General features: G+C 69.4%; 20 protein-coding genes, 1 tRNA gene and 1 other RNA gene. 11 read left to right on the top strand and 11 right to left on the bottom strand.

The features are described from left to right. Nucleotides 1–29: 29 nt before the first annotated feature. The 6 genes from ACN9MP_RS09080 to aceE all read right to left on the bottom strand — a co-directional run bounded on the left by ACN9MP_RS09080 (nt 30) and on the right by aceE (nt 7,634). Nucleotides 30–1,268 carry a beta-ketoacyl-[acyl-carrier-protein] synthase family protein gene (locus ACN9MP_RS09080; protein ID WP_426325830.1) on the bottom strand — a complete coding sequence of 413 codons (1,239 nt, stop codon included), beginning with the start codon at nt 1,266–1,268 and terminating at the stop codon, nt 30–32. 55 nt (nt 1,269–1,323) lie between these two features. After that, nucleotides 1,324–1,572 carry an acyl carrier protein gene (locus ACN9MP_RS09075; RefSeq protein WP_013586517.1) on the bottom strand — a complete coding sequence of 83 codons (249 nt, stop codon included), beginning with the start codon at nt 1,570–1,572 and terminating at the stop codon, nt 1,324–1,326. Nucleotides 1,573–1,651: 79 nt separating this feature from the next. Then, nucleotides 1,652–2,653, bottom strand: coding sequence for a beta-ketoacyl-ACP synthase III (locus ACN9MP_RS09070; protein WP_426325827.1), 1,002 nt, complete (start codon nt 2,651–2,653; stop codon nt 1,652–1,654). Nucleotides 2,654–2,668: 15 nt separating this feature from the next. After that, on the bottom strand, nt 2,669–3,580 hold the full coding sequence (locus tag ACN9MP_RS09065; RefSeq protein WP_426325825.1) for an ACP S-malonyltransferase: 912 nt from the start codon (nt 3,578–3,580) through the stop codon (nt 2,669–2,671). Nucleotides 3,581–3,676: 96 nt separating this feature from the next. Continuing rightward, entirely contained in the window at nt 3,677–4,897 is a 1,221-nt protein-coding gene (locus ACN9MP_RS09060; RefSeq protein ID WP_426325823.1) for a PucR family transcriptional regulator, read from the bottom strand. A 7-nt stretch (nt 4,898–4,904) separates the two neighbouring features. Then, nucleotides 4,905–7,634, bottom strand: coding sequence for a pyruvate dehydrogenase (acetyl-transferring), homodimeric type (aceE, locus tag ACN9MP_RS09055; RefSeq protein ID WP_426325821.1), 2,730 nt, complete (start codon nt 7,632–7,634; stop codon nt 4,905–4,907). 143 nt (nt 7,635–7,777) lie between these two features. On the opposite strand from aceE, the gene ACN9MP_RS09050 reads away from it, so the two are divergent. From ACN9MP_RS09050 to ACN9MP_RS09035, 4 genes are all read left to right on the top strand, one after another. Then, nucleotides 7,778–7,850: transfer RNA gene (locus ACN9MP_RS09050), tRNA-Val, on the top strand. 90 nt (nt 7,851–7,940) lie between these two features. Further along, entirely contained in the window at nt 7,941–8,489 is a 549-nt protein-coding gene (locus tag ACN9MP_RS09045; RefSeq protein WP_426325820.1) for a hypothetical protein, read from the top strand. Nucleotides 8,490–9,270: 781 nt separating this feature from the next. Further along, nucleotides 9,271–9,891, top strand: a complete 621-nt coding sequence (locus ACN9MP_RS09040; protein WP_426325818.1) for a hypothetical protein — start codon at nt 9,271–9,273, stop codon at nt 9,889–9,891. Next, nucleotides 9,884–10,375 carry a hypothetical protein gene (locus tag ACN9MP_RS09035; protein ID WP_426325816.1) on the top strand — a complete coding sequence of 164 codons (492 nt, stop codon included), beginning with the start codon at nt 9,884–9,886 and terminating at the stop codon, nt 10,373–10,375. The genes ACN9MP_RS09040 and ACN9MP_RS09035 overlap by 8 nt, the downstream gene beginning before the upstream one ends. A gap of 30 nt (nt 10,376–10,405) precedes the next feature. Here ACN9MP_RS09035 and ACN9MP_RS09030 read toward each other — a convergent pair whose 3' ends face one another. Continuing rightward, entirely contained in the window at nt 10,406–11,938 is a 1,533-nt protein-coding gene (locus tag ACN9MP_RS09030; RefSeq protein WP_426325814.1) for an amino acid permease, read from the bottom strand. Nucleotides 11,939–12,028: 90 nt separating this feature from the next. Here ACN9MP_RS09030 and ACN9MP_RS09025 point away from each other — a divergent pair, with 90 nt between their 5' ends. The 3 genes from ACN9MP_RS09025 (at nt 12,029) to rnpB (ending at nt 14,931) form a co-directional block, all read left to right on the top strand. After that, nucleotides 12,029–12,760, top strand: a complete 732-nt coding sequence (locus tag ACN9MP_RS09025) for a zinc ribbon domain-containing protein (RefSeq protein ID WP_426325812.1) — start codon at nt 12,029–12,031, stop codon at nt 12,758–12,760. A 21-nt stretch (nt 12,761–12,781) separates the two neighbouring features. Beyond that, nucleotides 12,782–14,512: a bifunctional 3'-5' exonuclease/DNA polymerase gene (locus tag ACN9MP_RS09020; protein ID WP_426325810.1), complete on the top strand. Its 1,731-nt coding sequence runs from the start codon at nt 12,782–12,784 to the stop codon at nt 14,510–14,512. Between the two features lie 46 nt (nt 14,513–14,558). Next, nucleotides 14,559–14,931: RNase P RNA component class A (rnpB, locus tag ACN9MP_RS09015), an RNA gene on the top strand. Between the two features lie 27 nt (nt 14,932–14,958). On the opposite strand, the gene ppgK is transcribed toward rnpB, so the two are convergent. Further along, entirely contained in the window at nt 14,959–15,723 is a 765-nt protein-coding gene (gene ppgK / locus ACN9MP_RS09010; RefSeq protein WP_426325809.1) for a polyphosphate--glucose phosphotransferase, read from the bottom strand. Between the two features lie 96 nt (nt 15,724–15,819). Between ppgK and ACN9MP_RS09005 the strand changes: the two genes are divergently transcribed. The 3 genes from ACN9MP_RS09005 to ACN9MP_RS08995 all read left to right on the top strand — a co-directional run bounded on the left by ACN9MP_RS09005 (nt 15,820) and on the right by ACN9MP_RS08995 (nt 20,464). Beyond that, nucleotides 15,820–16,047, top strand: a complete 228-nt coding sequence (locus ACN9MP_RS09005) for an SPOR domain-containing protein (protein WP_426325802.1) — start codon at nt 15,820–15,822, stop codon at nt 16,045–16,047. A gap of 63 nt (nt 16,048–16,110) precedes the next feature. Then, the gene (gene glnA / locus ACN9MP_RS09000; RefSeq protein ID WP_426325800.1) at nt 16,111–17,448 is read left to right on the top strand and encodes a type I glutamate--ammonia ligase; all 1,338 of its coding nucleotides are present in this window, start codon (nt 16,111–16,113) and stop codon (nt 17,446–17,448) included. Between the two features lie 13 nt (nt 17,449–17,461). Next, nucleotides 17,462–20,464 carry a bifunctional [glutamine synthetase] adenylyltransferase/[glutamine synthetase]-adenylyl-L-tyrosine phosphorylase gene (locus tag ACN9MP_RS08995; RefSeq protein ID WP_426325798.1) on the top strand — a complete coding sequence of 1,001 codons (3,003 nt, stop codon included), beginning with the start codon at nt 17,462–17,464 and terminating at the stop codon, nt 20,462–20,464. 76 nt (nt 20,465–20,540) lie between these two features. On the opposite strand, the gene ACN9MP_RS08990 is transcribed toward ACN9MP_RS08995, so the two are convergent. Both ACN9MP_RS08990 and glnA (ACN9MP_RS08985) read right to left on the bottom strand, forming a co-directional pair. Further along, a complete protein-coding gene (locus tag ACN9MP_RS08990) occupies nt 20,541–21,314 on the bottom strand; it encodes a peptidase M23 (protein WP_426325796.1) in 774 nt (257 codons plus the stop codon). Nucleotides 21,315–21,441: 127 nt separating this feature from the next. Next, nucleotides 21,442–22,866, bottom strand: a complete 1,425-nt coding sequence (gene glnA, locus ACN9MP_RS08985; RefSeq protein ID WP_426325794.1) for a type I glutamate--ammonia ligase — start codon at nt 22,864–22,866, stop codon at nt 21,442–21,444. A 132-nt stretch (nt 22,867–22,998) separates the two neighbouring features. Here glnA (ACN9MP_RS08985) and ACN9MP_RS08980 point away from each other — a divergent pair, with 132 nt between their 5' ends. Continuing rightward, the gene (locus ACN9MP_RS08980; RefSeq protein WP_426325792.1) at nt 22,999–23,391 is read left to right on the top strand and encodes an RDD family protein; all 393 of its coding nucleotides are present in this window, start codon (nt 22,999–23,001) and stop codon (nt 23,389–23,391) included. Nucleotides 23,392–23,444: 53 nt separating this feature from the next. Here the strand turns inward: ACN9MP_RS08980 and ACN9MP_RS08975 are convergent, their stop codons facing one another. Then, nucleotides 23,445–24,155 (bottom strand): DUF4191 family protein, encoded by a 711-nt coding sequence (locus ACN9MP_RS08975; protein ID WP_426325790.1) that lies wholly within the window; start codon nt 24,153–24,155, stop codon nt 23,445–23,447. Nucleotides 24,156–24,211 lie beyond the last annotated feature (56 nt).

The following is a 24,211-nucleotide window of genomic DNA, read 5'->3' as shown; positions in this document are numbered from 1 at the left end:
GGCGTCTTCGCGTGTGCGCGGAGGGGCGCTCAGACCGACGCGAACGCGGCGACGGCGTTGTGGCCGCCGAAGCCGAAGGAATTGCTTATCGCGAGCTGCGGTCCGTCGCCCAGCGGAATCGGGGCACCGGAGATGCGGAACGGCACCTCGGGGTCCTGGGTCGTCAGATTGATCGTCGGGGGTGCGACGCGGTTCTGCAGGGCCAGCACCGTGAAGATGGCCTCGAGCGCACCGGTGCCGCCGAGGAGGTGGCCCGTCGAGGCCTTCGTCGCCGATACGGGGATCTCATCGATGCGGTCGCCGAACACGGAGCGCAGTGCGGTGTACTCGTTCGGGTCGCCCACCGGAGTCGATGTCGCGTGCGCGTTGATGTGGGTCACGTCGGCGACGGACGCGTCGGCCATCTCGAGCGCCAGACGCACGGCACGGGAAGCGCCGAGACCCTCCGGGTCGTTCGCCGTGATGTGGTACGAGTCCGCGGTGACCCCGCCGCCTACGACGGCCGCGTAGATCTTCGCGCCACGGGCGCGGGCGTGCTCCTCGGTCTCGAGGATGAGGACTGCCGCCCCCTCGCCCATGACGAACCCGTCCCGGTCTACGCTGGCCGGCCGCGAGGCGGTCGCCGGGTCGTCGTTGCGCCGGGAGAGCGCCTGCATCGACGAGAAGGCGGCGATCGTCACCGGGTGGATGACGGACTCGGTGCCGCCGGCGATCACGATGTCGGCGTAGCCGGCACGGATGTGCTCGATGGCGTTCACGATCGACTCGGTGCTCGACGCGCACGCGCTCGCGACCGTGCGGGCGTACGCGCGGGCGTTGAAGTGCAGGGAGAGGTTGCCCGCGGCGGCGTTCGGCATGAGCATCGGGACCGTCATCGGCAGGACGCGCCGCGGGCCCTTCTCACGCAACGTGTCCCAGCCGTCCAGGAGCGTATGCAGGCCGCCGATCCCCGTGGCGAAGTCGACGCCGAGCCTGTCGGGGTCGATCTCGGGGCTTCCGGCATCCGCCCACGCTTCCAAGGCAGCGACGAGCGCGAACTGCGAGGACGGGTCCAGGCGCTTGGCGATGGGACGCTCGAGCACGGTGTCGGGGCGGACCTTGGCCTCGGCGGCGAAGGTGACGGGCAGCTGGTACTCCTCGACCCAGTCGTACTCCAGGGTGCGGGCGCCGGAGACGCCGTCCAGGAGCGCGGACCAGCTCTCGGGTGCCGTGCCGCCCAAGGGCGACGATGCGCCGATGCCGGTGACGACGATGCGGGAGTTGCTCATGTCGTTCAGATCCTCGTGGGTTTGCCGGTGGGGGCCGCAGCCCCCACCGCAGGGTTTACGCCTGGTTCGACGTGATGAAGGTGACGGCGTCGCCGACGGTCTTGAGGTTCTTGACCTCGTCGTCGGGAATCGTGACGCCGAACTTCTCCTCGGCGTTGACGACGATCGTCATCATCGAGATCGAGTCGATGTCGAGGTCGTCCGTGAACGACTTCTCGAGGGCGACCTCGTCGGCCGAGATGCCGGTCTCGTCGGTGATGAGCTCTGCGAGTCCGGCGAGGACCTCGTCGTTGGTGAATGCCATGGGATCTCTCCTGTGTTTTCCTTGGGGGTATGAGGGCCCGAGCGGGCCGGGTCTCAGTCTAGGGTCGGGGCCGGCCGCGTCAGGGAAGGACGACCACCTGCGCGCCGAACACCAGTCCGGCGCCGAAGCCGATCTGCAGTGCGAGTCCGCCGCTGAGCTCTGGATGCTCCTCGAGCAGGCGGTGGGTGGCGAGCGGGATCGAGGCCGCCGACGTGTTCCCGGTCGTCTCGATGTCGCGCGCGACGACCACGGTGTCGGGCAGCTTCAGCTGTTTGGCGAACTCGTCGATGATGCGCATGTTGGCCTGATGGGGAATGAAGGCGGCCAGATCGGATGCCTCGACCCCGGCGACCTCGAGCGCCTGGCGGGCGACCTTCGCCATCTCCCAGACCGCCCAGCGGAAGACCGTCGGGCCCTCCTGACGCAGCGTGGGCCACGGTGCCGTGCCGTCGCGGAACTCGGTCAGCGTGTGGTTCATGCCGACCGCGTCGGCCTTGGACCCGTCCGACCCCCACACCGTGGGGCCGATGCCGGCCGTCTCGCTCGGGCCGACCACGGCCGCGCCCGCCCCGTCGCCGAGCAGGAACGAGATGCTCCGGTCGGCGGGGTCGACGATGTCGCTGAGCTTCTCGGTGCCGATCACCAGGGCATAATGAGCGGCTCCGGCCCGGATGAGGGCATCGGCCTGCGCCACGCCGTACGCGAAGCCCGCGCACGCGGCGTTCAGGTCGTAGGCGGCAGCCGGGTTGGCGCCCACGCGATCCGCCACGATCGCGGCGACCGAGGGCGACTGCTTGGGATTGCTGATCGTGGCGACGATCACCGCGTCGACCTTTGCCGGGTCGACCCCGGACCGCTCGATGGCCTCGCGCGCCGCATCCGTCGCGAGATCGATCGCCGTGGTCTCGGGCACCGCACGGGTGCGGGTGACGATGCCGGTGCGCTGGCGGATCCACTCGTCGCTCGAGTCGATGGGGCCGATGAGATCCTCGTTGGGAACGGCGATCTCGCCCCGGGCGGCGCCGTACGCATAGATGCGCGTGTGGGCGGCGCCGGTGGGCTGGACAAGGCTGACGGTCATGCGACTGCTCCGGGTTCAGGCGGCGGCGGCCACCAGCGCGGCGGCGGCCTCCAGGTCTTCGGGTGTCTTGACGGCGACGGCCGGGACTCCGCGGAGCGCGCGCTTCGCGAGACCGACCAGCGTCCCCGCGGGGGACAGCTCCACGATGCCCGACACTCCGGCATCGGCGAAAGACGACATGCAGAGATCCCAGCGCACAGGTGACGCCACCTGGTCGACCAGCAGGTCGACGAAGGCGTGACCGGACGTCACGGCGGAGCCGTCGCGATTTGTCCACAGCGTGACCTGGGGATCGGAGGTCGCGAGCTCCGCTGTCGCGGCGCGCAGCGTCTCGACGGCCGGCGCCATGTACTGGGTGTGGAAGGCGCCCGCGACCTGCAGCGGAATGACGCGGGTGCCGGGCACCGGGTCCGCCGCGAGAGCCTGCAGCGCATCCATCGAGCCGGCGACCACGAGCTGTCCGCCGCCGTTGTAGTTCGCGGGCGAGAGTCCGAGCTCTTCCAGGCGAGCGAGGACGGATGCCTCGTCCCCTCCGATCACCGCGCTCATGCCCGTCTGCGCCGCGGCGGCTGCCTCGGCCATCGCGCGACCGCGGATGCCGACCAGTGTGAGCGCGGACTGCTCGCTGATCACGCCGGCCGCCGCGGCGGCAGCGAACTCGCCCACGGAGTGACCGGCCACACCGACGACGCGGTCACGGCCGGGAAGGGCGTTCCACGACAGAAGGCTCGCTGCGACGATGAGCGGCTGCGCCACCTGCGTGTCGCGGATCCGGTCCGCATCCCATTCGGTGCCGGCAGCCACGAGGTCGACGCCCGACCACTCGGAGTACTGTGCGAGGCGGTCCGCCGCGCCATCCGATTCGAGCCAGGGAGTCAGGAAGCCGGGGGATTGGGAGCCCTGTCCGGGGAAGACCGCGATCGTCACCGTTCCATCCTGCCAAGGATCACCCGGGCGGTTCTGGCGACACCGTCACAAGAATCCCGCGCTCCTTTGTGCGTGGCCCACACGTCCTGCCCGACCTCAGGTCGGATTACGCCGTGCGAGCGGCGCACGGCGGCGTGAGGCATCCGTCCCGATGGAGCCGAGGATGAGCGCGGTCTGCAGAATGAGCGCCTCACGCGGCCCGGTGGCATCCCAGCCGATCACCTCCGACACGCGCTTGAGCCGGTAGCGCACGGTGTTCGGGTGCACGAACAGCTCGCGCGCGGTCGCCTCGAGCGAGCGGCCGTTGTCGAGGTACGCCCAGAGCGTCGAGACGAGGTCCGCGCTGTGGGCCTGAAGCGGCCGGTAGATGCGTTCGACGAGGGTCGCCTTCGCGAGCGGGTCACCCGCCAGGGCACGCTCGGGAAGGAGGTCGTCGGCCTCCACCGGACGCGGAGCGTGGCGCCATGCGCGCGCCACGGCGAAGCCCGCGAGGGCGGCCCGCGCACTCTGACTCGCGTCCACGAGCGCCGGCACCGTGGGGCCCAGCACCAGGTACCCCGCGCCGAAGCCGGGCTCCAGTCGCCGGGCGATCTCCGCGAACGGAAGGTCGGTGACGGCGTCGTCGGCGACAGCCGACGGCTCGGCGCGTCCGACGACGAGCACGAGGCGTGACCCCTGGACGCCTATGAGCACGTCAACGCCGAGCTTGCGCGCCGTGCGGCGGAGCTGGTCGACGTCGAACTGCGGGGGAGTGGTGCCGACGAGTACCGCCACCTCGCCGTGACCGTGCCACCCCAGAGCCGCGATGCGGCTGGGCAGCTCCTCGTCGGCTTCGCCGGTCAGGATCGAGTCGACGACGAGCGCCTCAAGGCGCGCGTCCCACAAACCGCGGGTCTCGGCCGCGCGGGCGTAGACATCGGCAGCGGCGAAGGCCACTTCCCTTGAGTAGAGCAGCATCGCCTCGCGCAGCGGCTCGCTCTTGCTGGCGACCCGCTCCTCGGTGACCTCGACGGTGACGCGGATGAGCTGCAGCGTCTGCTGGAGACTGACACTGCGCAGCAGCTCCCGCGGAGCGGCGGCGAAGATGTCGGCCGCGATCCAGGGGGTCGAGCCGGGGTCGTCGAACCACTGGATGAACGAGGTGATGCCGGCCTGTGCCACCAGCCCGACGGCGGACCGTCGGGCCGGCGGCATCTCGGCATACCAGGGCAGCGTCTCTTCGAGGCGCTTGATCGTGACGGTGGCGAGATCGCCCGAGATGCGTCGCAGCCAGGCGAGCGTCTCGGGCTTGTCCATCACCTCGGAGGACGTGCCCATCCGGACGTCAGCTCTCGCCGCCCGCGTTGCCGCTGGTTCCGGCGGTCACGTCGTGCAGACGGTACTTCTCGATCGCCTGGGCCGACAGGCTGCGATCCACGGCGCCCTCGGCGGCCAGCGCCTGCAGCGTGCGGACGACCACCGAGGGACCGTCGATCTTGAAGAAGCGACGGGCAGCGGCACGGGTGTCGGAGAAGCCGAAGCCGTCGGCACCCAGGGTGGCGAAGTTGTGCTGCACCCACGGACGGATCTGGTCCTGCACCGCGTGCATGAAGTCGCTGACGGCCACGACCGGACCCGGCGCGCCGGCGAGCTTCTGCGTGATGTACGCGGTCTTCGGCTCCTCCTCCGGGTGGAGGAAGTTGTGCTCGTCGGCGGCGAGGCCGTCGCGGCGCAGCTCGCCCCACGAGGTGACCGACCACACATCGGCGTGCACGCCCCAGTCGTCGCGCAGCAGCTGCTGCGCCTCGAGAGCCCACGGCACGCCCACGCCCGACGCGAGGATCTGCGCCCGCGGGCCCTCGCCCTCGGAGGTCGAGATGCGGTGGATGCCGCGCACGATGCCGTCCACGTCCACGTCGGCAGGCTCGGCGGGCTGCACCAGCGGCTCGTTGTACACCGTGAGGTAGTACATGACGTTCGGGTCGGGGTGGTTGCCGCCGTACATGCGCTCGATGCCCGATCGCACGATGTGCGCGATCTCGTAGCCGTAGGCCGGGTCGTACGAGAGGGTCGCCGGGTTGGTCGACGCGAGCAGGAGAGAGTGCCCGTCGGCGTGCTGGAGGCCCTCACCGGTGAGCGTGGTGCGTCCCGCCGTGGCGCCGATGATGAAGCCGCGCGCCATCTGGTCACCGGCGGCCCACTGGGCGTCGCCCGTGCGCTGGAACCCGAACATCGAGTAGAAGACGTAGACCGGGATGAGCGGCTCGCCGTGCGTGGCGTACGACGTGCCTGCGGCCGTGAACGCCGCCACGGCTCCCGCCTCGTTGATGCCGACGTGGATGATCTGGCCCTGCGGGCTCTCCTTGTAGGCCAGGAGCAGCTCCCGGTCGACAGAGGTGTAGTTCTGGCCGTGCGGGTTGTAGATCTTCGCCGTCGGGAAGTACGCGTCCATGCCGAAGGTGCGAGCCTCGTCGGGGATGATCGGCACGATGCGGTGGCCGAAGTCCTTGGCGCGCAGCAGGTCCTTGAGCAGACGGACGAACGCCATCGTCGTGGCGATCTCCTGCGTGCCGGAGCCCTTCTTGGGAAGCGCGTACGCCTCGTCGCCGGGCAGCTGCAGCCCGACGTGGTGGCTGCGGCGCTCCGGAAGGAAGCCGCCCAGCGCACGGCGACGCTCCAGCATGTACTGGATCGTCTCGTCGTTCGGGCCGGGGTTGTAGTACGGCGGCAGGTACGGGTTCTCCTCGAGCTGCGCGTCCGACACGGGGATGCGCATCGAGTCGCGGAAGTACTTGAGGTCCTGCAGCGTCATCTTCTTCATCTGGTGGGTCGCGTTGCGGCCCTCGAAGTGATGGCCGAGACCGTACCCCTTGATCGTCTTCGCGAGGATCACCGTGGGCTGACCCTTGTGCTCGGTCGCGGCCTTGTAGGCGCCGAAGACCTTGCGGTAGTCGAGGCCGCCCCGGCGGAGCTTGCCCCAGATGTCTTCGTCGGACCAGTCCTTCACCAGCGCCGCCGTGCGCTCGTCGCGCCCGAAGAAGTGCTCGCGGATGAAGGCGCCGTCCTCCGCGCGGTACGTCTGGAAGTCGCCATCCGGCGTCGTGTTCATGAGGTGCACGAGCGCGCCGTCGGTGTCCTTTGCGAGGAGCTCGTCCCAGCCGCTGCCCCAGACCACCTTGATGACGTTCCACCCGGCGCCGCGGAAGAAGCTCTCGAGCTCCTGGATGATCTTGCCGTTGCCGCGCACCGGCCCGTCGAGCCGCTGCAGGTTGCAGTTGACGACGAATGTGAGGTTGTCGAGTCCTTCGTTGGCCGCCACCTGGAGCTGGCCGCGGCTCTCGACCTCGTCCATCTCGCCGTCGCCGAGGAACGCCCACACGTGCGAGTCGGAGAGGTCCTTGATCCCGCGGTTCGTGAGGTACTTGTTCGTCATCGCCTGGTAGATGGCGTTGATGGGGCCGAGACCCATCGACACCGTCGGGAACTGCCAGTAGTCCGGCATCAGGCGGGGGTGCGGATAGGACGGCAGCGCATTCGGCGCCTTGGACTTCTCCTGACGGAAGCCGTCGAGCTGCTCGGAGGTCAGGCGGCCCTCGAGGAAGGAGCGCGCGTAGATGCCGGGGGAAGCGTGACCCTGGATGAAGACCTGGTCCCCGCCGTTCGGGTCGTCCAGGCCGCGGAAGAAGTGGTTGAAGCCCACTTCGTAGAGCGAGGCCGAAGACGCGTACGTCGAGATATGGCCGCCGACGCCGATCCCGGGACGCTGTGCGCGGTGCACCGTGACCGCGGCGTTCCACCGGATCCACCGGCGGTACCGGCGCTCGAGCTCCTCGTCGCCGGGGAACTCGGGCTCGTTCTCGGGGGCGATCGTGTTGATGTAGTCCGTGGTGGGTACCTGCGGAACGTTCAGCTGCAGCTCATGCGAGGTCTGCAGCAGGCTCAGCATGATCTCTCGGCCACGGCCGTGGCCCTTCGCCTGCACGAGCTGCTGGAGGGACTCCTGCCACTCGGAGGTCTCATCGGGATCGCTGTCGAGGGGTTCCTGCGAGTACGGATCCTGATCGTTGACAGTCACAGAAGACCTTTCGTCGTCTGGCAGATCGTGCCAGGGGATCGCTACCGGCGCGGCGCGGGCCTTGTCGGCCTTGCACAAACGCACCAACTGCCAGCCTAGCGAGTCCGACACACTCCGGATGCAACCTCATAGACTGGTCCCGAGGGCCTTTAGCTCAGCTGGTAGAGCGCCACGTTTACACCGTGGATGTCGTCGGTTCGATCCCGGCAGGGCCCACTTCGGAAGCCCGTGCTGGGTCACATCATTCACACGGCAGGGGCCGGCCTGAAACGGCCCCGCATCATTCGGTGGCTAGTCTCGCCCACCGTGGCGGGTCGAGGGGCGGTGGTGTGGCGCGAGGTCGCGCTGCTCTGCAGCGCGGCCGCCGCGATCGCCTGCACGCTGGTCCTCGGCTACATCTACCCGCCGAGCGATCCGACGGACGACGCCGACGTCGTCTTCGTTCTCGGGCTTGCCACCCCGGAACGACTCGCCGTGGCCCGGAAGATCGCCGCGCAGCAGGGCGGCGTCCCGATCTACGTGTCCGACCCGCGCTCGCGTGAGTGGGTCTGCAACCAGCGAGACCTCATCTGCCTCGTCCCCGACCCAGCGACCACGAAGGGGGAAGCGGCGATCTTCCGTGAGGTGGCGACGGTGGAGGGCTTCCACCACGCGGCGGTGCTGACGTTCGGGCCGCACCTCACCCGCGCCCGCTACATCTTCCACCGCTGCTACGGAACCGACGTCGACGTGGTCAGAGTCGACGAGCCGCTGTCGCTCGCCGTGCTCGTCCACCAGGTCGGGTATCAGACGCTCGGGATGGCGAAGGCGCTCGCGACCCCGTGCAGCGACACCGACGGACCACTCAGAGACTAGTCGCACAGTGGCGTCGTCTGGGGCACGCGACAGCCCGGTACACATCGCCTCCGTGCGCGGCCTTTGGTTTCACCGCGGGTGCGGGTATCCGGGTCGATCGAAGAGATGATCCGGCGGGTGAAATTGGCACATCGAGGCGCATCCGGCAGTGAATTCCCGCGGGATGTCCGACCGTTGAATTTCCTAGACTTCGCGCTCCAACCCGCGCCTCAGCGGCCGGGGGGACACACATCCCAGAGTGGCTCCACCCCCTTTACATTGCGACTGTCCGACCTGGACCGGTCGGGCCGGCAAAGCCGGCTCTTCGATCCAGAGGGTCGAGCTACGCCAAATGCTGAAGCAGCCGAGCGGGAACAGGAGCACGGGTTGAGGACTCAACGACACAACGACGGCACACGAACGGTGAAGGGCACCGCGCTCGCGTTCGCTCTCGCCGCCGGCGCTATCGCTCTTACCCTCGCGTCACCATCCATTGCGAACGCGGTCACGTACAGCTATTACACAGCGCCCAACCCAGGTACAGCGCTCGCATGGAATCAGACCAAGAGCAGCATCACAGCGACGCACTCGGGTGGTCGGGGCATCGTCCATTCGACTTTCGGATCAACGTTCCACATGCGGACGGTCATCCCGGGTGCCGCACAGACCATCGTCGGATCCATGGCAACCGGCGACAATGTGCGGTCGACTTACACTCATCTCGCAAGGTCGAACACATACGTGACGTGTTGGTGGACGTACTGGACCAAAATATCCGGGACGGCAGGAACGGAGTGCGCGCGTGCGTACTGAGCGACTGCGGTTCCCCCGCATCAAGACCGTGCTTCTGATCGGCGCTGTGACGGTGGCCGCGGCCATAACCGTGTCGGCGTCGCCCGCGTTGGCTTCGACGCAGTTCAAGCTGGACTCCAAAAGCCTCATTCCCGCACTCGCCAGGGCTCAAGTTCCCAGCGACGTCCCCAGTCGGGAGGTGTTGGCGAGCTCCGTCGGTGCTGAATTTCGCTTGTCTTCTGCCCGGTCGATAGCGGTATCCGACACCGCCAGCTATTTCGTGGCAGAGGGTGCGGCCCCGGGCGACCTCTGTCTCGTCGTCGAGCTCAAGTCCGCGCAGATGTCGGCGTCGGTCTGTACCGACCGGGGCTCGTTCTACCGTCGTGGGCTCGCGCTGGACCTTCGTGGTGAAGAGGCGCACTCAGAGCAAGTCGCGACCGCGTACCTCATTCCGCCGGACGTGCAGCCGACCCCCGGACATGAGCCCACGCGGAACGCTTCCGTGACCGCTTCCAGCGCTCAGATCATAGTCATCCCCACAGGGGGAGCGGGCCCGGATCCAGCGCAATTCGCGCGGGTGAAATCGCAGACACCTTTCCACCTGACCGTGCTGGCCGATATCGATGACTGACCCGCGCCCGGCTGGGCAGCACCTGGCCGCGGCCGCCCTGACAAGCCTGTCCGTCAGTGCATGGCTGACGGCGGTGGGACTGATCGAGGTTCAGCGCGATGCCATCGAGGGAGGGTTCCTGGTTGACCTTCAAGGGCAGCCCACAGCGGCGATCATCCCGCGCACCGCGTGGGAACTCCAGGCGCTGCAAGTCATGATCGCCGCGGTGGCTGTCTGGCTCCTGGGGCGCTACCTGTTCCGGCAGCCATCGGCAATCAGGCGATCGGCCCTGATGGCGACAGCCTTGGTCCTCTGTGCAGTGATGCTGGCTGCCGGGCTCGCTGGTTACGGCCTCGGATCAGAAGAAGATCGTGTGGGGTTCCTCGAGGAGTGGATCTACCGCGGCTTCACCTCGACGCTCGGGATCGGATTGCTCGGCTTCACGCTTGTGACCGCCGCCGTGAGTTGGCGTGAAGCGAGAATTGCCCGCGACTCCACGACCTAGTCCGGTTCCTAGCAGGGCCCACCGTCATCGTCAGCGCCCGCTCCGGCGCGGATCGCCGTCGCTGTCGTCGCGCTGGTGCGACACCACGTGCGGCAGGGCGAAGTCCTCGTAGCCCGGCTGGCCGATCCTCGAGTGACGGTGCGAGTACGCGAAGTAGATGACGAAGCCGACCACGAGCCACACCAGGAACCTCAGCCACGTCTCGACGGTGAGGTTGAGCATCAGGTAGAGGCAGACGGCGGCAGACAGGCCCGGCAGCCACGGGTTGAGCGGCACGCGGAAGCTGCGCGGCAGATCCGGCCGCTTGCGACGCAGCACGATGACGCCGACCGAGACGAGCACGAAGGCCGACAGCGTGCCGATGTTGACCATCTCCTCCAGGAGGCCGATCGGGGTGAACCCGGCGACGACAGCGACCACGATCGTGACGAGGATCGAGATCACCCACGGGGTGCGGAATCGCGGGTGCACCTTCGCCAGCCGCACCGGCAGCAGCGCGTCCCGCGACATCGCGAAGATGATGCGCGTAGCACCGATCAGCAGCGTCAGCACGACCGTGGTCAGGCCGGCGACGGCGCCGGCGGATATCAGGGTCGCCATCCAGGTGGCGCCGTGGAACGCGAACGCGTTGGCGAGCGCCGCCGCAGGGTCGAGGTCCTCGTACGGCACCATGCCGGTGACGATCAGCGCGACGGCGCAGTAGAGCAGCGTGCAGATCACGAGCGACGCGATGATGCCGATCGGCAGGTCGCGCTGGGGATTGCGCGTCTCCTCGGCCGTGGTCGCGACGACGTCGAACCCGATGTAGGCGAAGAACACCAGCGCCGCACCGGCGAAGATGCCGCCGATCCCGAACGCTGTCGGCTCGATGCCGGAGAAGAACTGCAGGAGCGGCTGACTGAGCCCCGTCGCCGCATCCCGTGGCGCGGGGGCGGGCACGAACGGCGACCAGTTCGCCGGATTCACGAACAGCAGGCCGGCGACGATGACGAAGAGCACGATGAAGAGCTTCACGGCGACCAGCACCAGGTTGACCCGGAGCGACTCCTTGATCCCGAACGTCATGAGGCCGCCCAGCACCACCACCAGGAGGATCGCCATGAGGTCGACCGTCCCGCCGTAGCCGATGGCCGCGGGGATCGGCATGCCGAGCTGCTCGAACAGCGTGCCGAGGTAGGCGCTCCATCCCTGCGCCACCACGCTCGCCCCGAGGAACATCTCGAGGATGAGGTCCCACCCGATGATCCAGGCGAACAGCTCGCCGAGCGACGAGTACGAGAACGTGTAGGCCGAGCCCGAGACCGGCACCGTCGACGCGAACTCGGCGTAGCACAGCGCCGCGAGGGTGCACGCGATCGCGGCGACCCCGAAGCTGATGACGATGGCGGGACCGGCGACCTCGTGCGCTGCACGCCCGGTCAGCGTGAAGATGCCGGCGCCGATCACGACGCCGATGCCGAAGACGGTGAGGTCGAGGGCCGTCAGCGACTTCTTGAGCCGGAACTCCGGCTCGTCGGTGTCGGCGATCGACTGCTCGACGGATTTCGTGCGGAGAACGCCCATGGTTCGCGCCTTTCGTCCTCGGAAGCGCCGGTCATCGGATGCTAGTCGCCGCCGCTCGCTCCGTCGATGCCCCGGGGTAGGTTGGGTGACGTGAAAGCCAGCCCCGCAGACCAGCGCCGCCTCGTCGAGGTGGCCCAGCTCGACGCCCGCATCCGCCAGGCGGACAACGCCCGCAAGAACCCCCCGCAGGCGGCCCGTGTGCAGGAGCTGCTGGGTCGTCGCCAGGAGCTGTCGCAGGAGCTGAGCGCTCGCCTCGGCGCCCGCGACGACCTGCGCACAGAGCTGTCGCGCATCGAGTCCGACGTCGCCGTCGTCGACGCGCGAGCGGCACGTGACGCCGCCCGGCTGGCGGCGTCGACGAACTCGAAGGAGGCTCAGGGTCTCGAGAGCGAGCTGGCCGCTCTGGCACGCCGCAAGAGCGACTTGGAAGATGCGGAGCTGGGCGTCATGGAGCGCCTCGAGATCGCCGACGCGGCGGTCGCGGAGCAGGAGTCCCTCATCGCCGCGACGAACGCCGAGGGCGCGGAGCTGAGCGCGGAGGGCAAACGCGCGGTGGCGGAGGCCACCGCTGCCCACGAAGCGGCGACGCGCGACCGCGCCGCCATCGCGGGCGGCCTCCCCGCCGATCTGCTCGCGCTCTACGACCGGCTTGCGATCCGCAGCGCCGGGGCGGCGTTCCTGCGCCGCCGCACGTGCGAGGGATGCCACATGGTGCTCGCCGGCACCGACCTCCAGGTGCTGCGCCAGGCTGCGGAGGACGAGGTCGTCACATGCCCGGAGTGCGGCTGCATCCTCGTCCGCGACGACGAATCCGGGCTGTGACGCATCCCGAGCGCTGTCGGCGTGAGCACCTCTGACGCTCCCGTCTGGATCGTCCTCGGGCGGGACGCGGGCGGCGCGACGGCCGTCCGCCTCGACGGCGACGCCGGCGAGCTCGGCCGCGACCGCATCGACAGCGCGGAGCTGACCTCGTGGATCGAGAGCGCCGAGGCGAGATGGGCGCCGCGCTGGGTGTGGCACGACACGCCGCAGTGGTATGCCGCGCCCCTCGCCGACGGCATCCGCGTCGCACGCTGCCACGATCTGCGCCTCTGTCACGCGATCCTGCGCGATTCCGTCCTCGTCGATGACGGGGCGGCCGTGCGTACGGCAGCTGAGTGGGATGCCGCAGCCCACGTCGACGAGGAGGCCGCGGCGCCGGCCCTCTTCGAGCTGGACGATGCGGGGCGCGCCTCGGGCCCTCCCAGCGACGTCGATGCTGCCGTCGCCGAGTTCGCGCGGCAGCGCTCGGCGATCGCGGGCAGCCCCGAGCCTGGACGGCTTCGCCTGCTGACGGCCGCCGAATCGGCCGGTGCCCTCGTGGCCGCGGAGCTGCGGGCCGCAGGCCTGCCGTGGGACGCCGCTGCCCACGACCGAATCCTCGTCGACACGCTGGGCGAGCGTCGTCCCGGGGGCGGACAGCCGGTCAAGCTCGCCGCGGCGGCGGAGCGGGTGCGCGAGGCCCTGGGCGATCCGACGGCGAGCCTGGACTCCCAGCCGAAGCTGCTTCGCGCGCTGCACCGCGCCGGCGTGCTCGTGGAGTCCACGAGCCGGTGGGAGCTCGCCGAGCAGCAGCATCCCGTCATCCAGCCACTGCTGGAGTACAAGAAGCTCGCACGGCTGGTGTCGGCGAACGGCTGGACGTGGCTGGACGAGTGGGTCGCCGACGGCAGGTTCCGCCCCGTCTTCGTTCCCGGGGGCGTGGTGACCGGCCGCTGGGCGTCGTCGGGCGGCGGTGCGCTGCAGCTGCCCCGGCAGCTGAGAGCGGCGGTGCGTGCCGACCCTGGCTGGCGCCTGGTCGTCGCCGACGTCGCGCAGCTCGAGCCCCGCGTGCTCGCCGCGATGTCGGGCGACACGGCCCTCGCCGAGGCGGCATGCGGTCGTGACCTCTACGCGGGGATCGTCGAGAGCGGTGCGGTCCCGACGAGACAGCAGGCGAAGATCGCCCTCCTCGGGGCGATGTACGGCGCGACGACGGGGGAGTCCGGTCGCCTCGTCCCGCGCCTGCGCCGGGTCTACCCGCGTGCGATGGGCCTCGTCGACGACGCGGCCCGCATCGGCGAGGACGGGGGCGCGGTGTCGACGTGGCTCGGCCGCAGTTCGCCGTGGCCCTCGCCCGAATGGTCGGCGGCGCAGTCCCGCGCGACGGAGGCCGACGCATCCGGAGCCGAAGAGACCCGCGCGCGGCGGTGGGCACGCGACCGTGGCCGGTTCACCCGCAACTTCGTCGTGCAGGGCACCGCAGCGGAATGGGCCCTGGCGTGGCTGGCCGACCTCCGGACGCGCCTGGCCGCGCTGCCGCCCGTCGCCGCCGAACGCGCAGCGCCGCTCTCGGGGCCCGCGTTCTCCCGGCAGCCGCACCTGGCGTTCTTCCTCCACGACGAGGTGATCGTGCACACTCCTGCCGAGCACGCCGAGGCCGCGGCGCAGGCGGTGACGGATGCCGCGACCGCCGCCGGCCGGCTCCTCTTCGGCGATTTCCCGCTCGACTTCCGACTCGACGTGCATATCTCCGAGACGGCCGTCAAGGACTGACGAGGAGCCGGGTGCCGGTTCGCGGCGATAGACTACGAGGCGCGAATGGGTCGGCTGGACGGTCGCGTCGCGTGCGGTCCGCCGCCGCGCCGAGGAACGTCCGGGCTCCACAGGGCAGGGCGGTGGGTAACACCCACCCGGAGTGATCCGCGAGACAGTGCCACAGAGAGCAGACCGCCCTCCGGCCCCGTGCCGGAGGGTAAGGGTGAAAGGGCGGTGTAAGAGACCACCGGGGTCGTGGTGACACGACCCGCACGGCAAACCTCGCCCGGAGCAAGGCCAGACAGGGGATGATGACGCGGCCCGCCGAGTCCCCGGGTAGGCCGCTGGAGCGGCACGGCAACGTGTCGCCGAGAGAGATGACCGTCCACGGGGCTTCGGCCCCCGGACAGAACCCGGCGTACAGGCCGGCCCATTCGCCCTCTCGCCGGTGGCCGGCGACTGCGTCAGCCGCGGGCCAGCGCCGCGGCGCCGATGATCCCCGCGTTGTTCCGGTGGACCGCCGGCACGATCGGCGTGTTGAGCTCGAGCAGGTGCAAGAACTTGTCGGCGTGCTTCGAGACGCCGCCGCCCACGACGAACAGGTCCGGGCTGAAGAGGAACTCGATGTGGCTGTAGTACCACTGCAGCCGCTTCGCCCACTGCTCCCACGTCAGGTCGTGCCGCTCCATCGCCGAATAGGCGGCGTAGGCCTCGGCATCTTTCCCGTGGCGGGCACGCTGCACGTGCCCGAGCTCCGAGTTCGGCACGAGCACCCCCCGGTACAGCAGCGCAGAGCCGATGCCGGTGCCCAGAGTGGTGAGGATCGTGAGCCCGGGCTGGTCCTTCGCCGCGCCGTAGCGGACCTCGGCGATCCCCGCGACGTCGGCGTCATTGGCGAAATGGATGTCGCGACCCAGGCCGTCTTCGAAGAACTTCTCGGCTTCGAACCCGATCCATTGTGCCGACACGTTTGCCGCCGAGAGCGTCCGGCCTTCTTTGACGATGGCGGGAAAGGCCACACCGAGCGGGACTGACTGGTCGTCACCGACTCCGAGTGCCGTCAGCACCTCGCGCACGGCGACGAGCACGTCCGGTGGGTGCGCCCCGGCGGGAGTGGCGACCTTGATGCGTTCGCTGACCAGCTCGCCCCGCTCGAGGTCCACGATCCCCGCCTTGATGCCGGTGCCGCCGATGTCCACGCCGACGGCGCGTGCCGCGTCAGATGCCATGTCGACAGCCTATCCACGGCGACCCGGGCGACCAGGACCGGGCCTCAGTAGGATCGTGCTGACGGCGACCAGGCCCGCGACCCGAGGAGCGCACCCATGACGAACGGCAGCGAGAAGTACTGGTACAACCTGAAGACCGGTGAGGTGGAGAAGGGCTTCGAGTCGCCCGCGCCCGACCGCGCCGGTCCGTTCGACACTCCCGAGGAGGCGGCGAAGGCTCCCGAGGTCATCCGTGAGCGCTCCCGCGCGTGGGCGGCTGAGGAGGCCCGCGAGGACTCGTGGGGCGCCGACACGGTGTCGGGAGAGCCCCGCGGCGACCAGTAGTCTGGCTTCGACCGCGACGGTCGAACGGACAGGTCGCGCGGTGCCGGCACCGGAGAGGATGCGATGGACAAGCAGCGTGACTTCGTTCTGAGGACCATCGAAGAACGAGGCGTGAAGTTCGTACGTCTGTGGTTCACAGATGTGATCGGAACGCTGAAGTCCGTCGCGATCGCGCCCGCCGAGGTCGAGGGCGCGTTCAGCGAAGGGCTGGGTTTCGACGGCTCGGCGATCGAGGGCCTCACGCGCTCCTACGAATCGGATCTGCTGGCGCACCCCGATCCCACGACGTTCCAGATCCTGCCGTGGCGCGGCGAGATCGATCCGACCGCCCGCATGTTCTGCGACATCACGACGCCCGACGGCCAGCCGGCCGTCGCCGACCCGCGCCACGTGCTCAAGCGGACTCTTGCGAAGGCCGCGGATGCGGGATTCACGTTCTACACGCACCCCGAGATCGAGTTCTACCTGCTGAAGTCGTCGTCGTTCGGCACCGAGGGTCCCGAGCCCGTGGACTCCGCCGGCTACTTCGACAACGTCCCGGGCGGGACCGCCCACGACTTCCGCCGCCGCTCGGTGCGCATGCTCGAAGATCTCGGCATCTCGGTCGAGTTCAGCCACCACGAGGGCGGCCCCGGCCAGAATGAGATCGACCTGCGCTACGCCGACGCGCTGACCACGGCCGACAACATCATGACGTTCCGCACCGTGATCAAAGAGGTCGCGATCGAGCAGGGCGTGTACGCGACCTTCATGCCGAAGCCCCTCACCGGCAAGCCGGGCAGCGGCATGCACACCCACATGTCGCTCTTCGAGGGCGACGTCAACGCCTTCTACGAGGAGGGCGCCCAGTACCAGCTCTCGAAGGTGGGCCGCCAGTTCATCGCGGGCCTGCTCCGCCATGCCAACGAGATCTCCGCGGTCACGAACCAGTTCGTGAACTCCTACAAGCGCCTGTGGGGCGGCGACGAGGCGCCGAGCTTCATCTGCTGGGGGCACAACAACCGCTCCGCCCTCGTGCGGGTGCCGCTGTACAAGCCCAGCAAGGGTCAGTCGTCGCGCGTGGAGTACCGTGCCCTGGACTCCGCCGCCAACCCGTACCTCTCGTTCGCGCTCATGCTCGCGGCCGGCCTCAAGGGCATCGAGAACGAGTACGAGCTTCCCCCAGAAGCCGAAGACAACGTGTGGTCTCTGAACGATGCCGAGCGCCGTGCCCTCGGGTATGCGCCGCTGCCGGCGAGCCTCGACCACGCGCTGGAGTACATGGAGGAGTCCGAGCTGGTCGCCGAGACGCTGGGGGAGCAGGTGTTCAACTACGTGCTGCTCAACAAGAGACGCGAGTGGCAGGAGTACCGATCGCAGGTCACGCCGTTCGAGCTCATGAGCAACCTCGAGATGCTCTGAGACCAGCTTCAGCATGACCGCGAGCGACCGGCAGGGTTCCCTCACCCCGCTCGCACGGCTGGGCTTCAGCCGCCTCACCGACGCCGAGGAACTGCTCGACGAGCTCGAGACCCTGGTCGGCGTGGCGCGCGACCCCCTGCTCGCGGGTGCCGTCGGCGCCGCCGACCCGGACGAGGCGCTGCAGGCGCTGACCCGGCTGGCGCGGCGGAACGCCGACGCCGTGCAGCGCGCCGCTCAGCGGCCGGTGGCCTGGCGAGCGCTCTGGGCCCTGCTGGGCGCCTCGACGGGCTTCGGCGAGTTCTTCTTCCGGCACCCCGGCGAGCTGGACGAGCTCGCGCAGGCGGGGGAGCGACTGCCCACCCCCGCCGAGCTGCGCACGGAGCTGCTGGAGTCGGTCGGCGCCGTCGACGGCTTCGCGGCAGACGGCGGCGAAAGCGCGTGGGTGGACCTGCGGGTCCGCTACCGCCGCATGCTCGCACGCATCGCCGCCTACGACCTGCTGAGCCCGTCCCCGGTGGACGAGATCGCCGCGGTGTCGGCACGGCTGGCGGATGCCGCGGGCGCAGCGCTCGAGGCATCCCTCGCGGTCGCGCGCACCCGCGTATCGGGAGGCGCCGTCGGCGCGGGGCTGTTCCCGCGCGATCAGGTGGCTCGCGCGAAGCTCGCGATCATCGGGATGGGCAAGACCGGTGCCCGCGAGCTGAACTACGTCAGCGACGTCGATGTCATCTTCGTGGCGGGGGGAGACGAGGCTTCCGTCGACGAGATCGGCGAGAGCCGCATCGTCGACATCGCCACACGACTCGCGGTGCAGACGATGCGGGGCATCTCCGGCGTCGAGATCGAGCCCCCGCTCTGGGAGGTGGACGCGAACCTCCGCCCCGAGGGCAAGCAGGGGGCCCTCGTGAGGACGCTGGACTCGCACCTGGCCTACTACGACCGCTGGGCCAAGAGCTGGGAGTTCCAGGCTCTGCTCAAGGCGCGGCCGATCGCCGGAGACGAGGAGCTCGCGCAGGCGTACATCGCCGCGGTGCAGCCGAAGGTGTGGACGAGTGCGGCGCGGGAGAACTTCGTCGACAGCGTCCAGCGCATGCGGGAGCGCGTCACCGAGCACATCCCTGCGGCCGACGTCCCCTACCAGTTGAAGCTCGGACCCGGCGGCATCCGCGATATCGAGTTCACCGTGCAGCTGCTGCAGCTCGTGCACGGGCTGTCCGACGACCGGATCCGCCAGCGCGGCACTCTCGAGGCGCTCGACGCCCTCGTCGCCGAGGGCTACATCGGCCGGGCCGAGGCATCCGCGTTCTCCCGCCATTATCGCGTGCTGCGTCTTCTCGAGCACCGCGTGCAACTTCGTCAGCTGCGTCGCACGCACCTCATGCCGGCGCGCCCCGAGGAGCTGCGCGTGCTCGCGCGCGCGACGGGCCTGGCCGACAGCGGCGAGGGCATCTGGAACCTGTGGGAGTCGGTCAAGCGCGAGGTTCGCGACATCCACGTCCGCCTCTTCTACCGGCCCTTGCTGTCGGCCGTGGCCGCGCTGCCCGCCGACGAGCGCGTGCTCTCCACGGCGCAGGCCCACGACCGCCTGGCCGCCATCGGCTTCGCCGACCCCGCCGGCGCCCTGCGGCACATCGCCGCGCTGACGAGCGGCCTGAGCCGGAAGGCGACGATCCAGCGTCACCTCATGCCCGTCATGATCCGCTGGTTCGCCGACGGCGTCGACCCCGACTACGGCCTCCTGGCGTTCCGGCGCCTGAGCGAGCGCCTGGGCGACACGCACTGGTTCCTCCGCATGCTGCGCGATTCGTCCGGCGCGGCCGAGAGCCTTTCGCGTGTGCTGTCGGGGTCGCGCTACGTCGGTGAGCTCATCGAGTGGATTCCCGAGTCCGCCGCGTGGCTCGACGATCCGGAGCTGCTGCGCCCCCGCTCGGGGAAGGCGCTGCAGCAGGAGGCGCGCGCCATCCAGACCCGTCACGACACCATCACCGATGCGATGCGCTCCGTGCGCGCGCTGCGCCGCCGCGAGCAGTTGCGTATCGCCATGGGCGCGATCCTCGGCAGCGTCACCATCGAGGAGGTCGCCGAGGCGCTCACCACGATCACCGAGGTGACGATCCAGGCGACGCTGCGTGCCGTGCGGCGTGAGATCGTGCCGCCCGAAGACGACGCGCTCGACTTCTCGGTCATCGCGATGGGGCGGTTCGGGGGCGCTGAGCTGGGCTTCGGCTCCGACGCCGATGTGATGTACGTCTACCGGCCGAACGGAGTGGAGCCCCAGCGGGCGCATGACCTCGCACTGAAGCTCGTCGCCGCCCTCCGGACGCACTCGGAAGACCATCGCGTTCCGCTGGAACTCGACGCCGACCTGCGCCCCGAGGGCCGCAACGGCCCGCTCGCACGGTCGCTCGACGCCTACGCCGAGTACTACCGGCGCTGGGCGCTGTCGTGGGAGGCGCAGGCCCTGCTGCGCGCACGCGGCGTCGCCGGCAGCACCAAGCTCATCGGCGACTTCATGCAGCTCGCCGACCAGGTGCGCTACCCCGAGAAGGTCGACCTCGCGGCGACGCGCGAGATCAAGCGCATCAAGGCGCGGGTGGAGAGCGAGCGTCTGCCGCAGGGCGTCGACCCGTCGCGGCACCTGAAGCTGGGGCCGGGCTCGCTCAGCGATGTGGAGTGGCTCGTGCAGCTGCTGCAGCTGCAGCACGCCCACGCGGTGCCGGGAATGCGCACGACCTCGACGCTCGGCGCCCTCCGCGCCGCCGAAGAGGCCGGTCTCATCCCCGCGAGCGCCGCCGACCGCCTCGCCGAGGCGTGGCGACTCGCGAGCCGCCTCCGGTCTGCCAACACCCTGCTGTCCGGCCAGACGAGCGATGTGCTGCCGGTCGACCGCAAGAAGCTCGACGGCATCGGCCGACTCCTCGAGTACCCGCCGCGGTCGGCTACCCAGGTCGAGGAGGACTACCTCGGCACGACCAGGCGCGCACGCCGCGTGTTCGAGAAGCTCTTCTACGGATAGGACGGCGGATGCTGCGGCATCTCCGCGCTGTGAACCGCGGCGTCGCGCAGACCGGGGCCGCGCGCCACCAGGCGCCTCAGCCCGCGGGGCACAGCGGGACGCCGTCGATGCGGTCATCCGCGGCCGGTGTGCCGCTGAGCGCTGCGACGACGCGCACCGCGCGGTCCCAGAACCACGCGTAGTGGTAGGGATCCTTGTTGATCTGGGTCCGGTGGGCGACGAGCGTCGGCTCCACCGATGCCCGGTCGGGCACACGGGCCGCCATCGCGCGGTAGAAGAGGCTCGCGGCGGTATAGGGATCCAGGCGCGCCTCCCGGGAGCCCCACGAGTCCTGCTGCTGGAACAGCCCGATGGAGGTCGTGGGGGAGCCGTCGGGATTCGTCACCCCGCTCGTCTCCCAGTCGCCGTAGTCGATGTTGCGGAGCGAGGATTCGCCCATCGCCGTCATCACCGCGATCGTCTGGTCGCGTTCGTCGAACCCCAGGTCACGACCGGCGGCAAGAATCGTGCAGGCGTTCGCGAGCTGGTCGAGCCCATACCCGGCGACACCCGGCGCCGCGGGCCAGACGATGGCCGGCTGAGCCGCCGGGGGAGGAGCGGGCGCGTCGTCGTCGGCGGCGAAGGCCTCGCCGAACGCCCCCGCAAGCACGCCGCCGCCCAGCAGCACGGCTGCGACGAGCACCACGGGGATCGCGATCGCCGTGAAGACCGCGGCGCCCGTGCGCCGCCCGCGACGCGCCCTGCGCCGCTGCGACGCCTTGCGCCGCCGCGCGGGGGCTTTCGATCCCTTCGATGCCCCGGGCCGGCGCGCGCGCCGTCGCCGTGACGTCGCGGAGCGGCGGGAGGGCATGGGCGTTCCCTTTCGGTGACGTGGCAGTGCGCCCGTTCAGCATAAGCACGGGCGCCGGTCCGCGGCATCCGTCCCCCACGCGAAAAGGAGCCCCGGTCGCCCGGGGCTCCTTCTCGGTGCTGGAACGTCAGACGCCGAAGTACAGCTCGTACTCGAACGGGTGCGGACGCGCGTTGAGCGGCTGGATCTCGTTCTCGATCTTGTACTCGATCCACGTCTCGATCAGCTCGGGCGTGAAGACGCCGCCCTTGAGCAGGAACTCGTGGTCGGCGCGGAGCGCCTCGAGCGAGTCGAGCAGCGAGTTGGGCACCTGCGGGATGTTCTTGGCCTCCTCCGGCGGAAGCTCGTACAGGTCCTTGTCGACCGGCTCGTGCGGCTCGATGCGGTTCTGGATGCCGTCGAGGCCGGCCATCAGCTGCGCCGCGAACGCGAGGTACGGGTTGCCCGATGCGTCGGGGGCGCGGAACTCGATGCGCTTGGCCTTGGGGTTCGAACCCGTGATCGGGATACGGATCGCCGCAGAGCGGTTGCCGGCCGAGTACACCAGGTTGACAGGCGCCTCGTAGCCCTTCACGAGACGCTTGTACGAGTTCAGCGTGGGGTTGGTGAAGGCCAGCAGCGCCGGCGCGTGGGCCAGGATGCCGCCGATGTACCAGCGCGCGACGTCCGAGAGCTGCGCGTAGCCCTTCTCGTCGTAGAAGAGGGGCTTGCCGTCGAGCCACAGCGACTGGTGGGTGTGCATGCCCGAGCCGTTGTCGCCGAAGAGCGGCTTGGGCATGAAGGTCGCGACCTTGCCCCACTCGTTCGCCACGTTCTTGACGATGTACTTGAACTTCAGGATGTCGTCGGCCGCGTGCACCATGGTGTCGAAGCGGTAGTTGATCTCCTGCTGGCCCCCGGTGCCCACCTCGTGGTGCGCGCGCTCGAGCAGCAGGCCGGATTCGATCAGGCGCAGGCTGATGTCGTCGCGCAGGTCGGCGGTCTTGTCGACCGGCGAAACCGGGAAGTAGCCGCCCTTGAACGGAGTCTTGTTGGCGAGGTTGCCGCCGTCCTCCACGCGACCGGTGTTCCAGGCGCCTTCCTCGGAGTCGACCGAGTAGAAGCTCGAGTTCTGCTTCACCTCGTAGCGGACGTCGTCGAAGATGTAGAACTCGGCCTCGGGCGCGAAGAACGCGGTGTCGGCGATGCCGGTCGAGGCGAGATACTTCTCGGCCTTCTTGGCGACCTGACGGGGGTCCTTCGAGTAGATCTCACCATTGCGCGGGTTGTAGATGTCGAAGACCATCACCAGCGTCTTGGCCTCACGGAACGGGTCGACATACGCAGTCGACACGTCCGGGATCAGCTGCATGTCCGATTCGTGGATGTTCGCGAAACCCCGGATCGAGGAGCCGTCGAACAGCTGGCCGACCGTGAAGAACTCTTCGTCGACGGTGGAGGCCGGGATGTTGAAGTGCTGCTGCACGCCAGGGAGGTCCGTGAAACGGATGTCGAGGAACTTCACGTCCTCGTCCTTGATGAACTTCAGCACCTCGGATGAATCTTTGAACATGAAGACTCCAGAGGTAGGGCATTCGGATCCGCCCGTACGGGTCGGGCTCTCTGGCAAGCTACCGGCGGGGCATTGCCCTCCAGTATCACTCGTGTTTCGGGCATGTTACGGCGGCCTGGGTACGCTGAGGAAGTGACGCAGAGCATTCAGGACTACCCCGGCGAGCGGCTCGGACTGCCCCGTGAGGGCACCGGCTCGATCGGCCGCCTGGGCCGGCGGGTCGGAGCTCTGTTCGTGGACTACGGCGCGGCGTACCTGATCTCCGGATTCTTCGCGTGGGACCCGCTGGCCATCCTCGCGATCTTCGCAGCGATCCAGATCGTCTTCCTGCCGACGCTGCAGGGGAGTCCCGGGCACCGCCTGTTCGGCCTCCGTCTCATGCGCCTCGACGGCGCATGGGTCGGGCTGTGGCGGCCGGTCATCCGCACCGCGCTGCTCGTGCTCGCGATCCCCGCGGTCATCTGGGACGCCGACCAGCGCGGACTCCACGACAAGGCCGCAGGCACGGTCCTCGTCCGCTCCTGACAGAAGATGCGGGCCGCCTCCCTCGTCGGAGGCGGCCCGCATCGGGATTGCGGTCAGCGCGGACGCGGTGCGCGCACCTTGGTGGGATCGATGCCCTTCGGGATCGGCAGCGACGTCAGCGACTGCGACACGGACTCGATCCGCTTGATGACTGCGGCCATCGTCGCGCGGTCGATCTTCTTCGGAAGCGCCTTGATCGTCGGGGCGAGCTTCGCGATGGGCACCTCGCCCTCGCCGTGGCCGACGTAGAAGACGTTCACCGGCACGCCCGAGGCCACACGCTGCACCTTCGACCGCTCGTCGTTCACGAGGCGGGTGAGGCGCCCGCGGGCTCCCTCGCCGACGATGACGACACCGCCACGACCTACGGCGCGGTAGACGGCCTCCTGCGTCTTGGGGTTGATGCCCACAGGCATCTCGCTGGCCTGCCACTGGCGGCCGAGCGACGTCGACAGCACGTGGCCGGTGGCTCCCGGCATCCCGTCGATCTTCTTGTACATCGCATGGGTGGAAAGGCGCGTCATCGTCATCATGGAGGCGAGGACGCCGAGCATGAGGCCGGTGACGCCCCACAGGATGACGCTCCACACGGCGACCGGCGGGATCAGGAAACCGATGCCCACACCGACGGCGATGCCGAGGATCAGGATGCCGGCCAGCAGGAACGGCAGCCAGCGGAACTCCTTCTGGGTGAAGGTGTAGAGGGTGCGGATCTGGGAGAAGAATCCCGGGCCCTTCTCGGGGGCGGAACTGCGCGCGGCCATACCCTCCAGAGTACCTTTTCGCGAGCGTCACCTCGGCTCCTCCCCAACCACTGCTC

The organism is Microbacterium sp. E-13 (genome assembly GCF_049912955.1).
Lineage (GTDB): Bacteria > Actinomycetota > Actinomycetes > Actinomycetales > Microbacteriaceae > Microbacterium.
Note: the sequence above shows the minus strand (reverse complement) of the source record. Positions and strands in the feature narration are given on the sequence as shown.

Coding starts and splice junctions, on each gene's coding strand:
- glnA (WP_426325800.1), top strand. CDS start 16,111: ATGGACAAGCAGCGTGACTTCGTTCTGAGGACCATCGAAGAACGAGGC.
- ACN9MP_RS08990 (WP_426325796.1), bottom strand. CDS start 21,314: ATGCCCTCCCGCCGCTCCGCGACGTCACGGCGACGGCGCGCGCGCCGG.
- ppgK (WP_426325809.1), bottom strand. CDS start 15,723: ATGGCATCTGACGCGGCACGCGCCGTCGGCGTGGACATCGGCGGCACC.
- ACN9MP_RS09080 (WP_426325830.1), bottom strand. CDS start 1,268: ATGAGCAACTCCCGCATCGTCGTCACCGGCATCGGCGCATCGTCGCCC.
- ACN9MP_RS09030 (WP_426325814.1), bottom strand. CDS start 11,938: ATGGGCGTTCTCCGCACGAAATCCGTCGAGCAGTCGATCGCCGACACC.
- ACN9MP_RS09060 (WP_426325823.1), bottom strand. CDS start 4,897: ATGGGCACGTCCTCCGAGGTGATGGACAAGCCCGAGACGCTCGCCTGG.
- glnA (WP_426325794.1), bottom strand. CDS start 22,866: ATGTTCAAAGATTCATCCGAGGTGCTGAAGTTCATCAAGGACGAGGAC.
- ACN9MP_RS09070 (WP_426325827.1), bottom strand. CDS start 2,653: ATGACCGTCAGCCTTGTCCAGCCCACCGGCGCCGCCCACACGCGCATC.
- ACN9MP_RS09075 (WP_013586517.1), bottom strand. CDS start 1,572: ATGGCATTCACCAACGACGAGGTCCTCGCCGGACTCGCAGAGCTCATC.
- ACN9MP_RS08975 (WP_426325790.1), bottom strand. CDS start 24,155: ATGGCCGCGCGCAGTTCCGCCCCCGAGAAGGGCCCGGGATTCTTCTCC.
- ACN9MP_RS09005 (WP_426325802.1), top strand. CDS start 15,820: ATGACGAACGGCAGCGAGAAGTACTGGTACAACCTGAAGACCGGTGAG.
- ACN9MP_RS08995 (WP_426325798.1), top strand. CDS start 17,462: ATGACCGCGAGCGACCGGCAGGGTTCCCTCACCCCGCTCGCACGGCTG.
- ACN9MP_RS09035 (WP_426325816.1), top strand. CDS start 9,884: ATGACTGACCCGCGCCCGGCTGGGCAGCACCTGGCCGCGGCCGCCCTG.